At 31.3% G+C, this 11,281-nt stretch carries 13 protein-coding genes; all 13 read left to right on the top strand.

Going from position 1 to position 11,281, the window contains the following annotated elements; all coding sequences use genetic code 11:
* The first annotated feature begins 410 nt into the window (after nucleotides 1-410).
* The 13 genes from ACQKM9_RS21435 to ACQKM9_RS21375 all read left to right on the top strand — a co-directional run bounded on the left by ACQKM9_RS21435 (nucleotide 411) and on the right by ACQKM9_RS21375 (nucleotide 10,919).
* On the top strand, nucleotides 411-836 hold the full coding sequence (locus ACQKM9_RS21435; RefSeq protein WP_427736504.1) for a MarR family winged helix-turn-helix transcriptional regulator: 426 nt from the start codon (nucleotides 411-413) through the stop codon (nucleotides 834-836).
* 1 nt (nucleotide 837) lies between these two features.
* Nucleotides 838-1,866, top strand: a complete 1,029-nt coding sequence (locus ACQKM9_RS21430; protein WP_427736502.1) for a beta-carotene 15,15'-monooxygenase — start codon at nucleotides 838-840, stop codon at nucleotides 1,864-1,866.
* Between the two features lie 435 nt (nucleotides 1,867-2,301).
* Complete coding sequence (locus ACQKM9_RS21425) at nucleotides 2,302-3,153, top strand: MerR family transcriptional regulator (RefSeq protein ID WP_427736500.1); 852 nt, start codon at nucleotides 2,302-2,304, stop codon at nucleotides 3,151-3,153.
* A 101-nt stretch (nucleotides 3,154-3,254) separates the two neighbouring features.
* Nucleotides 3,255-4,238 (top strand): C45 family autoproteolytic acyltransferase/hydolase, encoded by a 984-nt coding sequence (locus ACQKM9_RS21420; protein ID WP_427736498.1) that lies wholly within the window; start codon nucleotides 3,255-3,257, stop codon nucleotides 4,236-4,238.
* A gap of 56 nt (nucleotides 4,239-4,294) precedes the next feature.
* Nucleotides 4,295-5,401, top strand: coding sequence for a C45 family autoproteolytic acyltransferase/hydolase (locus tag ACQKM9_RS21415; protein WP_427736496.1), 1,107 nt, complete (start codon nucleotides 4,295-4,297; stop codon nucleotides 5,399-5,401).
* Nucleotides 5,402-5,595: 194 nt separating this feature from the next.
* A complete protein-coding gene (locus ACQKM9_RS21410) occupies nucleotides 5,596-5,757 on the top strand; it encodes a hypothetical protein (RefSeq protein ID WP_427736494.1) in 162 nt (53 codons plus the stop codon).
* 290 nt (nucleotides 5,758-6,047) lie between these two features.
* Nucleotides 6,048-6,515 carry a hypothetical protein gene (locus ACQKM9_RS21405; protein ID WP_427736492.1) on the top strand — a complete coding sequence of 156 codons (468 nt, stop codon included), beginning with the start codon at nucleotides 6,048-6,050 and terminating at the stop codon, nucleotides 6,513-6,515.
* Nucleotides 6,516-6,666: 151 nt separating this feature from the next.
* Nucleotides 6,667-7,593 carry a serine hydrolase domain-containing protein gene (locus ACQKM9_RS21400; protein WP_427736490.1) on the top strand — a complete coding sequence of 309 codons (927 nt, stop codon included), beginning with the start codon at nucleotides 6,667-6,669 and terminating at the stop codon, nucleotides 7,591-7,593.
* 233 nt (nucleotides 7,594-7,826) lie between these two features.
* Complete coding sequence (locus ACQKM9_RS21395; protein WP_427736488.1) at nucleotides 7,827-8,060, top strand: DUF3953 domain-containing protein; 234 nt, start codon at nucleotides 7,827-7,829, stop codon at nucleotides 8,058-8,060.
* 526 nt (nucleotides 8,061-8,586) lie between these two features.
* Nucleotides 8,587-9,066, top strand: a complete 480-nt coding sequence (locus ACQKM9_RS21390) for a DUF2975 domain-containing protein (RefSeq protein WP_427736486.1) — start codon at nucleotides 8,587-8,589, stop codon at nucleotides 9,064-9,066.
* Nucleotides 9,067-9,074: 8 nt separating this feature from the next.
* Nucleotides 9,075-9,284, top strand: coding sequence for a helix-turn-helix domain-containing protein (locus tag ACQKM9_RS21385; protein ID WP_427736484.1), 210 nt, complete (start codon nucleotides 9,075-9,077; stop codon nucleotides 9,282-9,284).
* A 28-nt stretch (nucleotides 9,285-9,312) separates the two neighbouring features.
* The gene (locus tag ACQKM9_RS21380; protein ID WP_427736482.1) at nucleotides 9,313-9,528 is read left to right on the top strand and encodes a DUF3955 domain-containing protein; all 216 of its coding nucleotides are present in this window, start codon (nucleotides 9,313-9,315) and stop codon (nucleotides 9,526-9,528) included.
* A 749-nt stretch (nucleotides 9,529-10,277) separates the two neighbouring features.
* On the top strand, nucleotides 10,278-10,919 hold the full coding sequence (locus ACQKM9_RS21375) for a cysteine peptidase family C39 domain-containing protein (protein WP_427736479.1): 642 nt from the start codon (nucleotides 10,278-10,280) through the stop codon (nucleotides 10,917-10,919).
* Nucleotides 10,920-11,281: the final 362 nt, after the last annotated feature.

The following is an 11,281-nucleotide window of genomic DNA, read 5'->3' as shown; positions in this document are numbered from 1 at the left end:
TTATTTCAGTGACCTTGTCATTTTATTCCACAAACGGGCGCGATTGTTGAATAAGCTTCACTTTTCTTATTCAACTAACGGGTGCTTTACTTGAAAATCATTGAGTTGCATATGCAGCTCTTTTTTTCTTTCTTGAACTAACGGGGCAGGTTAGTTCAACAAGGATAATTTATTATCGTCGAAGAATTATTATTAACGGTAGTTGTTGATTGACAATAATGTTGTTACTTTTATAATAAAGGCGTTTAAAAACAAAAGAAGTTGTTTAAAAAAGGTGTATGGATTTTCATACTATTTTTTAAAGAATATTTTGATATTCTTCTAAGTATAAAAAAACACAAAAATTTATCGTTGAAATTAAATTAACCACCCTTTATTATTAAGGTGACTTAATAATAAAGGGTGGGTTTATGTTAGAAGAACTTGTTGGAAAAATAAATAGTTTACAAACACAGTTGAATATACAATTAGCAAGTAAATACGAGAAGCATATCGATAATCAATTAACGGCAAAACAAGTGTTAGTATTAGAATTAATTCGTTCTGGGGTTACTTCAACAAAAGATTTGGCAGAAAGCTTAAATGTATCAACCAGTGCGATCAGTCAATTATTAAATAAACTCGAAGTTAATGCGTATATTATTAGAACGATAGACAAAGAAAATCGAAGAAAAATAAAACTCCAATTAACCGAGAAAAGTGAAAAGTATTTTGAGCAAATGGTATTACTAGAAAAAGAAATGAATGAAAATCTATATGGGATGCTACCAATAGAAGATTTACAGCATTTAGCACGTATACTTGAAAAACTGACAAAGCTAGCAGGAGATGAGTAAAATGACTTGGATTGAGAAAGCAAAGCCAATGTGGATTATTATGCTGGTTTTAATTTTTAGTAGTAACTTTATGTTATATCAAACTTCAATAGGATCAAAGATATTACCAGAAGAAACCCAGTCTATTGTTCTAGGTTCAATGTTAGATTTAATTATTTTATTGCCTTTATTCATTATGCTATATCACAATAAATTCACGGTTAAATCAGCAATTATTTTATCAGCACTTGGATGTATTTTAATTCGTTTTCTTATTCCATCTTCGTTGTTAGAGCCTTATGAAACGATTACTTGGATTGGCATCGTTGTAGAAGGTTGTATCATTCTTTTAGAGCTTTTTTTAATCATTACATTTATTCGTTATATGCCGAAGATACTAAATGAAGTAAAGAGAAGTAACCTCCCTGTCGTTTTTTCTTTCTCGCAAGCAGTGGAGCATTACGTGCGAAACAACCCAATTATTCAAATGATCTGTTCTGAATTGCTTATGCTTTATTATGCATTCAGCAGTTGGAAAAATACAGCACCAATAGGAATCACAATGTATAAAAAATCGAGTTTTATTGCATTCCAAATCATGATGATTCACGCCATAATAGTAGAAACATTAGGAGTGCATTATTGGCTACATGAAAAAGCTCCAATTTTATCGATTATCTTATTAGTGTTAAATATTTACTCGGTTATTTTTTTCTTAGCGGACCTACAAGCGTTGCGTTTAAATCCAATTCATTTCACTAACGAATCATTTTATCTGTCATTAGGTTTAATGAAACGTGCAAAAATTGACTATTCTAATGTTGAGTGTATGATTGAGGATTCAACAATTTTAGAACGTAAACTCTCAAAGGACACTATTGACTTTGTGATACGTGATTTTGAAAAGGTATATCCAGATTTGATTTTAAAAATGAAAACTCCTCAAAAGGTGACACTCTTTATGGGGATTGAAAAAGAATATAACTATGTAGCAATTAAAACTGACGCTCCTATTGAACTGAAAGAACATATTAAAGCTAATATGGATTAGTATCGCGTGGCGTATGCTTAACGATTCGATTTCCGAAATCAAACAACTTTATTATCTTACCTCAGTAGTTTGTATATTAATTTTTATAATGGTCATTGGAGGAGAAGTATGAAAAAAGGGAGGACTTTGTTTTTTTTGGATTAGTAATGTTTATTTTAGGTATATATTTATCCACCCACTGGATTGGAATTGGTACTTTAATCGGTATTGCTGGAGGCATCATAATGGGTAGCAGAACTTACTTCTTGGCAATAAAAGAGCTCAATTCCTAATTAAACTAACGGGTACTTTAGTGGAATAAGGAGATTTAAACACCTAGCTGCATTCTCATTCCGTCTAACAAAGGCTTCGTTTTATCGCAGACTACAGGAAATTGAGCAAGATGTTTAGAACTAATTTATAATAAATATTTTGTATTTGTAAAGGGAGAATATAATGTACTCTATAGGTAAATTTTCTGAAATATGTAATATTCCCATTAAAACATTACGCTACTATAGCGACATCGGATTACTAAAACCTTCTTACATAGATCCTGTAACAAACTATCGGTATTATGACTATGACAAAATTCAAATCATGAAAAAAATTATGCTTCTAAAAAGTTGTCAATTCTCCTTAGCTACGATTAAGGAATTTATTGAATGCTCTGATCAGATACATTGGAAAAGCATATTAGAACATAAAATTGATGAACTTGAGGATCAAAAAAAACAAATGTCCAAACAAATAGAAGAGATGAATCGGTTAAAAATACAAATCGAAAAAGAGGCTTCTATAATTTCGGGACCTATTTTATATGACTGTTCTATTGAAAATCGAAAGGAAATACTAGTTTATACGATTCGTGAGAAAATAAAGGTTAAATTTATTGATAGGTTGGTTAAAAATTTATTTGATCGAGTTTACGCTTTTAATCTCGTGATTACAGGAAAACTTATGGCTATCTTTCACGAACGAGATTTGAATCAAAAAGAGGCAGATGTAGAACTACTTCTACCAATAAAAGATACGAAAAAAATAGACGGTTGTAGAATTTTAGCTAGTGGGACATACGCATGCCTGATTGTTAAAGGACCTTATTCAGAGCTGGAAGTAGGATATGAAATGTTGAAAAATTGGATAATGGAACAGAATCTAACCCATGTAGGGAAAGAGATAGAGATTTATGAAAAAGGACTTGTTCCTTCCGATTTTAACATAAGAGAGATACGACCAGATTTAAACAGACATCCCTCAGAGTTTATCACCAAAATATGTATACAGGTTATCAAGAACGATAGTTAAGTAACAGCTTTATATAGAAACAGGGTAAACTCTCCACCTACTGGAGGGTTTATTCTTTATATATACAAAGAAATAATAAGAAATAACGGAGGGAAATTACTATGTATCATCCGAGATTGAAAGGAAATGCTTACGAGGCAGGTAAGCATTACGCAGAAATCCTTTATAAAAATGGATTTCGATTTCCGAAAGTAACAGAAGAAAAGTTAAAATTCGGGGAGCAATGCAAACCTATTCTTACTGAATTTGACCCTAGTATTGTGAAGGAAATACAAGGATTTGCAGAAGGCTGTCATTCTTCTTTTGAAGAAGTAAGTTCTTTTCTTTTAAGTATAGGAGTATTTGAAATGGCCGGTCAATGTAGCATTTTCTCAGCATTCAATGGAAGAGAAATGATTGTTGGACGTAATTATGATATGCTCCTAAATTTAAAGAAAATAACAGAATCCTCATTAGTTTGTTTTGAAGGCAAAAATAAATATGTGGGTCATTCAGATTGTTTTATTGGAAAAGTTGATGGTATAAATCAACATGGTTTATTTGTAGGAATTACATCAGTTCCTCATGAGGGAATTAAGCCCGGATTGAATTTTTATTTTGCTGTTAAATATATTTTAGAAAATTGTTGTACTGTGGATGAAGGAATAGAAGTATTAAAAAGATTCCCCAGTTCGGTAGCTAATAACTACTTGTTAGCAGATCCATTAGGGAATATGGCTGTTGTAGAAGTTACTCCTAATGACTATCAAGTACGTTTTCCTACCAATAATTATATTCATTGTACCAATCATCGCGAAAGTACATCAGTATCTGAAAGCTGGAATTGGAGCAAATCAAAAGAACGTTTTGAAACATTAGATGTACGACTTAAAGAAAACGTCAATAAAATGACTCTTTCCATTGCACAATCAATTATGTCAGACACCCAAGGACATGTTTGTTTAAATTTAAAAGAACAAAATTTTGGTACGCTCTTCTCTGTTGTAGCAAACTTAAATACATTAGATATAAACAGAGCTGAGGGACAACCAAACAAAGCAAAATATGTATCAGATAGACGATTGATAGATGCTGTTTTAAAATAAATCCCTCTTGTCTAATAAAGACATTAATCAAAAATTCGAACTGGAGAGAGACAAATATGAATTCAATTCAAGCTTCTTTTTCTTATCTTGAAGGCAATAGTTATGAAATTGGTAGACGGCAGGGAGAGGAAATAAAAAAAAATCCTAATGCAATGAATGTAATTTTATCATCTGAATCAATAGATGAAACAAAATTTAAGGATACGAAAAAACTAATAGACCAATACTGTCCTGGTTTAAACGAAGAGCTACAAGGATTTGCAGATTCATTAAATGTAAAGCCTAGTTATCTTAACTTTTTTGATGAAACTTTGCTACAACCAGGGGGATGTAGTTTAGGCGCTGTTTTGCCATCTAAAACAAGTGATGGTAAAACCTATGTCCTTAGAAATTACGATTTGTCACCAGCTATATCTGATATGAGACTCTGTACAACCAAGGTAAAAGGGAAATACAGTCATACCGGATTCTCTGTTTCTTACTTTGGTCGAAGTGAAGGCTTAAATGAAGAGGGATTCTGTGTAGCTTTTGCCTCATGTGGTATTCCTGTTGGAAAACATCCGGGAATGAAAAAGCCTATCATAAAAGGACTGCAGTTTATGGTAATAGTAAGAGCTTTACTTGAAAATTGCAAAGATGTTGAGGAAGGAATTACCTATTTAGAGAATATGCCTATTGGAACAAATATGAATTTGCTTCTAGCAGATGCAAATGGTAATGCAGCTTTAATAGAAACTTATGATGGAAAAAAGGTTGTAGAAAGAGGCAATAAAAAATCAGGATTTTTTATTGCAACTAATCATGCTGTAATGCCAGAAATAATTAAGTTAGAACGCGGGAAATTAGAACAATCTGAAATGCGTTATAATTTCTTGAAAAACAACTTAGAAAATAATAATTTTATTACAAAGAATGAATTACAACAATTAATGTTAAAGGAATACCCTAATGGTGTAACAGTACACAATTTTGAGGAAAATTTCGGAACTGTTCATTCTATACTATTTAATCTCAATGACAAACAATTAGATATTTCTTTTGGTTCCCCTATAAATAATAAAATCTATAAATTAAAAGTAGGAGAAGCCTTGCCTTTTAATGAATTAAAAATTTTTATTAAGAACAATAACTATGGGCCAAACTTTTGGAAATTAGTCAAATAATACTTCAAATATCCGAAGGAATGGATAACTCTAAGCGTCCTTTTCTAAATAATCTAATACTAATTAAAATAGCAACCGATTCCTTTTAAGGAAGAAATCAGCTCTTTAGTCTCTTTAGTGAATATTATAATATTTATAGGATGCGGAGAGATTATCAAGCCCTTTGTAACTAAGAAAGCATGTTCAAAATAATTATGGAATCTAGTGCGGTATGGAATCTTTTTGATCTTGCCAACCAGCTCGATATTGATTTAGAAGAGGCGTTTAGAAAAAAGAGTGAGATAAATATAGGGCTAAAAAAAGACTCTAAAAATAAAAAGAGAAGTTATTATCTTGGTAATTATTATAAAGTTTAAATAGAATCCGGTTTTCGTTTTGAAGGCCGGATAATTTACGAACACTTTCTTACCGTTGTAAATCCTCATTTTCCTGACGCTACCCCTTGAATAGATGAAACAAAATTACAGAACAGAAACCATTCGTTATGATAGTTTGTGAAACAGTACACTTAAACTAACGGGGTGCTTTAGTAGAAGATCTTTGAGCTGTTCAGACAGCTCTTTTTTTGTTCAACTAACGGGGCAGGTTAGTTCAATAAGGGTTATAATCTAGTTGTAGGAAAAGAACCTATAAGGTGGTTGATAAAGTGCAAACAAATGCATTATTTTATAAAATACATAAGAGAACTGTTTCGACTGAGGACTATGTAAATTGGTCCCATAACTTAATAGAAAACGATGTGTCTTCACCATCCGTAGATATAATTTCTTCATTTTCATTTGGTGAAAATATTTTCGAAGTGGAAGTTTATTTTAATAGAGCTTTAAATGAGTTGGAAATACATAAACCAACCTTTGAGTTGTGTGCTAGAGCCTATATAGGTGATTTAGCTAATAAAATAATACAAGCAAATAACGATTCAGTGACATTTGATTTAGCTTATATGATTTTTCGGATTGTTTCGGATTTACATTATCCAGATGATTTGATTTGGTGGTATGAAATAAGTGAAATGATTGATGAATTACGATATGGTGATATACCTACAGAGTTTAATATAGACGGAGTAATATCAAGGATTAAAAATGAGGCAAATAACTTTTCAGATAAATGATATGTAATTCCTCTTCAACTAACGGGTGCTTTACTTCAAAAAGGAGTAGAGCCTTTTTTTATTGAACTAACGGGGCAGGTTAGCATAATAAAGAAGGAAATAAGATATAAAAGGAGAATATTTAGTATAGTTTTTGAAAGGGGTTAGAGATATGAGTAAAATATCTTTTTTTGAGTTAGAAAAGAAACTTAAAAGTATTAGAATTGAAGCATTTGTCATTTATAAAGGGAATACACGGATATTCGAATACTTGAAGAATAAAAAGGTTATAAAAAAGCCGTCAAAGGTTTATTCCATTACAAAAAGCATTGTTTCTATATTAATTGGAATTATGGTAGATAAAGGTTTAATTAAAAATATTCACGAACCCATACAAAACTATTTTCCAGAAATATTAGAGTCTAATGATTCGCAAAAGAAAGAAATTACAATATTTCATTTACTGACCATGACTTCGGGTTTAAAAGTAGGAAATTTCCAAGGATCGAAAAATTGGGTTAAATTCATACTAGGACAACCAATTATACATAAACCAGGTTCAACTTTTCAGTATAATTCAGGAGACTCTCATTTACTAAGTGCGATAATACAAAAAATTTCTGGAATTCCTACCGCTTCCTTTGCTGAAAAATATCTATTCCGTCCATTAGGGATAAATAAATACACTTGGCAAAAGGATCCACAAGGAATTCACGGGGGTGGTTTCAGTATTTCATTAAATCTAGAGGATATGGTGAAGATTGGATTGTTATTTTTAAACGAAGGGCGATTTAATTCAAATCAGGTGATTTCATCCAACTGGCTCCTTCAGGTAAAAAGACCATATAAACAAGTTGAAACCACAAAAGACGGAACATATGGATATGGTTATCAGATATGGACTTATGAAGATACTAATACTAACACCTCGATGGATTATTACTATGCTAACGGCTTATTTGGACAATATATATTTATTGTTCCTAAGTTAAATATTATGGCTGTGGCAAAAAGCCATATACAAAATGAACAGCAATCTGCACCGAGACTTTTTTTCGAAGAGCTATTAGGTAGTTGGCAGGATGAGGGAGACATATGAGCAACCTAAACTTTGGTTCCTCCTCTTCTGATATCATACTAATTTCTTCTTTAACTAACGGGGTGCTTTACTTGAAGATCATTGAGTTGCATATGCAGCTCTTTTTTCTTTATTGAACTAACGGGGCAGGATAGTTGAAGAAGGAATTCCATTTTTATGACAAAATAAAGAGTTCAAAATTCTATGATTAAACAATAACTTGTACAGAGACTTATTGGATGGAGAGAAAAACGTTGGAAATATTAAGAATTATCTTATCAGTTATTGTTATTGCATTAGCAGGTTATAGTCTAATTACCAAAAACTTTGAGTTTATGTCATATTTGATGTTGTTCTTAGGTGCGTTTATGTTGGTAACGGGATTAGTAGAACTTCAAAAAGATAGGAAAAGATTTGAAGAATATATGTTCATTATTGTTTCATTGTTTATATTCTTCGTTTCTATACAGGGCTTCATATTGAATTAACGAGGGCTTTAGTGGAAGACCGTTGAGCTGCTTAGGCGGCTCTTTTTTCTTCTTCAACTAAAGGGGCAGATTAGTTGAAGAAGGAGTTATATTCCTACCCTTAACTGAAACGGTTTTAGATAATGGTGCGGGACCGGAAAAATAGCCTATAAAACTCGCTAATGAGGGCTATAATGTAACACTGATTGATTTATCGCCCAAACTTGTTGGAATTGCTAAAAATAAAGCACAGGAGCTCGATTTAGAAGAGTACTTTAATGTTTTTTTTGTTGGTACTAGCGCATGTGAAAAAAAGCTATTGCGGTACACCAATCGAAAGAAGGCTTTGAAAGTTCATATGATAAGATTTGTCAAACGATGAAGGTAACTAACAAAACAGAGGTGATTGTTGGTATTGAGCCTAGTGTTTTTTTTATGCAACAACTGCAAATAACAATAACTATTTATTGTTTTACGATAAAAAAATATTGACTAAGGATGTATTTTTGATTATTATAGCTATAGGAAGTTGAGAAGGCGGTGAATTATGAAACAAAAGGAATTAGCAAAATGGTTAAAATTAATAATTGTTTTTTGCGGATTATTTGGATTGTTATTCTGTATCTTCGTTGGACCAGAAATCGGAAGATATGTATTACTAGAATCTAAATCTTTTAAACCGTTATTTAATCCTTTTATAGTGTTTATTTGGATAACTGGAGTTCCATACTTTATAGCTTTATGTGTTGGGTGGATTATCTGTTCAGATATTAGCGTGGGTAATGATTTTACAGTTGAAAATGCGAAAAGATTAAAGCTAATAAGTGTGTTAGCAATGATAGAAGGGGTATTATATGCTGTTGCATTGCTATACACCGTTATCATTAGAAATTACAACACTAATCTATTAATGATTCTTTTACTTATTCTGTTTTTTGCAATTGTTATTTCTGTATTTACTTCTTTGCTTTCTTATTTAATGCGTAGAGCAAGTGAAATAAAGCAGGATAACGAATTTACGATTTGAGGTGTAACATGGTTATCATAGTTAATCTTGATGTAATGCTAGCAAAGAGAAAAATGAGTGTTACTGAATTATCGGGAAAACTCGGTATTACAATGGCAAACGTTTCAATATTAAAGAATGGAAAAGCAAAAGCTATCAAGTTTTCAACTTTAGAAAAAATATGTGAAGTATTAGACTGTCAACCAGGTGATATCTTGGAATATAAAAAAAATGATTAAACAAATTTTTAATGTGAGGAAAATGATTATGAAAAAGTATTTAATTGCATCTACACCAATTTTTTTAGGAGTAATTTGCCTTATTGCAAAAGCAATAATAGGGAGTAACGTGGCTTCAGACGGTACCTTAGAAGAACCCTTTTTCTTGATTCCAATTGGTTTTTTACTATTCTTCTTAGGCATTGTATTAGTAATTGGTATGGCATTAATTTCAATGTTTAAAAAAGCTCAGATTTCTAATTAACACATGTACACTAATCTGGGATTGAGGAACTTAAAGACTTATTAAACGAACATTTGAAGTAAAAGATCGATTCCTTTAAGGATTCGATCTTTTTTATTAATTGAACTAAGAAGGATTAACGCTTTATATTATTGAACTTATTGAACTAACGGGGCAGTTTAGTTCAATAAAAAATGTGAAATAGCACCCGTTTTTAGTGGTAAAATTAGGAATGAAGAACAGGGGAGGAGATGTAATTTTGGAAAGAATCCTCTTATTCTTATTACTCTTGATAAATTTATTTTACGTAGTGAGTTTCCTTATCAGTTTTGAATTTTTTACATTTAGTATTCTATGGATAATCTTTTTTATCGTCAGTTTATTCATTTCAATTTTTTATTTGTTACTTTCAAAAAGGAAATCCAGCTATATTGCTTATTTATCAATTGCGGTTTTAGTTGCAAGCATTAGTTCTTCAGGGGCTTATGGTATTCAATATTATTTATCTAACTTTATGGGTTAATATTTTTTCTACTAACGGGGTGCTTTACTTGAAGATCAATGAGTTGCATATGCAGCTCTTTTTTCTTTATTGAACTAACGGGGCAGTTTAGTTGGGTAAGAGGAATAGATAAAAGGCTCTTTTCGTAAGTATTGTTGCTTTCTAAATAAAATAAGGATTTTTTACATTTTTATGGTATTTTATTTACAGGAGCTTATTCAACTAAAGAGCAGGTTAGTGAAAGAAGGACTTAGAATATTGTTTGGATATGCGCAAAGCAATGGAGGGAAGTAGTATGTTTATAGTTAGAACAGCTATTTTATGGATTATTATATCAACTATCATTAATGCATATTTAATGACATTACCCATACCTGTTTTACGAAAAAGAGCTTATCCGGCTAACTATCTAATTAAACGAAATAATAGGATAGATATACAAAACAAAAGGGAATGTGCAGCATTTTCAACAGCATATGTGTTGCGTCATTTTGGAATGGAGGCCGATGGTGAAGAGTTATATACTAATTTCCCTAGTAAAATGAGTTCAGGCAATGTATATCCAAAGGGAATCCGTACGGTGTTAAGAAAAAAGAGATTTAAAACAAACTATTATAAAGGAAATATAAATACATTAAAGTACGAAGTTAGTAAAGGAACTCCCGTAATTGTTTTTATTAAAGTACATAAGGATCGTAATAATTTGCATTTTGTCCCTGTCGTAGGATATGACAAGGAGTATTTCTACCTTTCAGAATCATTAAAGCAACTGGTGAATTGTAATGATGATAACAATAGCTATAATCGAAAAGTTCCAATTAATGAATTTAGGGAATTATGGAATGTGAAAAATATTAATATGCTTCTTTATAGCAATACATACATAACCGTAGACACCACACAGAGCTAATATTAATGACGAAGAATTTTATCTAGACACAAAGAAAAAATACCAAACATTGATGGAGTCTTATTAGTTTTCAATAATCTGGAACTTTTGTTGAAGATGTTTTTACTCTGGCTAGTTGTGCTAACGGGGTGCTTTAGCGGAATAAGGGGATTTAAAATAATCATTCTTTTTTATATACAGTAAATTCAAGGATATAGAGTGATTTATAATCAAACTTTAATCTAAATCAACAAGAAGAAGGAAATCGCTTCATAAAAGCTAATAAATCTCCTAAGACACCTACACCTACTCCTACAACAATTAATGCTAAAAGGACAGTCTGATTAAAATCCTGTATTAAAAAAATAAAAGACTACTGTTCG

The organism is Viridibacillus sp. NPDC093762, assembly GCF_050279675.1.
Classification (GTDB): domain Bacteria; phylum Bacillota; class Bacilli; order Bacillales_A; family Planococcaceae; genus Viridibacillus.
This window is presented reverse-complemented; position numbering and strand designations above follow the sequence as displayed.

Coding starts and splice junctions, on each gene's coding strand:
- ACQKM9_RS21420 (WP_427736498.1), top strand. CDS start 3,255: ATGTATCATCCGAGATTGAAAGGAAATGCTTACGAGGCAGGTAAGCAT.
- ACQKM9_RS21400 (WP_427736490.1), top strand. CDS start 6,667: ATGAGTAAAATATCTTTTTTTGAGTTAGAAAAGAAACTTAAAAGTATT.
- ACQKM9_RS21425 (WP_427736500.1), top strand. CDS start 2,302: ATGTACTCTATAGGTAAATTTTCTGAAATATGTAATATTCCCATTAAA.
- ACQKM9_RS21410 (WP_427736494.1), top strand. CDS start 5,596: ATGGAATCTAGTGCGGTATGGAATCTTTTTGATCTTGCCAACCAGCTC.
- ACQKM9_RS21380 (WP_427736482.1), top strand. CDS start 9,313: ATGAAAAAGTATTTAATTGCATCTACACCAATTTTTTTAGGAGTAATT.
- ACQKM9_RS21390 (WP_427736486.1), top strand. CDS start 8,587: ATGAAACAAAAGGAATTAGCAAAATGGTTAAAATTAATAATTGTTTTT.
- ACQKM9_RS21430 (WP_427736502.1), top strand. CDS start 838: ATGACTTGGATTGAGAAAGCAAAGCCAATGTGGATTATTATGCTGGTT.
- ACQKM9_RS21415 (WP_427736496.1), top strand. CDS start 4,295: ATGAATTCAATTCAAGCTTCTTTTTCTTATCTTGAAGGCAATAGTTAT.
- ACQKM9_RS21385 (WP_427736484.1), top strand. CDS start 9,075: ATGGTTATCATAGTTAATCTTGATGTAATGCTAGCAAAGAGAAAAATG.
- ACQKM9_RS21435 (WP_427736504.1), top strand. CDS start 411: ATGTTAGAAGAACTTGTTGGAAAAATAAATAGTTTACAAACACAGTTG.
- ACQKM9_RS21375 (WP_427736479.1), top strand. CDS start 10,278: ATGCGCAAAGCAATGGAGGGAAGTAGTATGTTTATAGTTAGAACAGCT.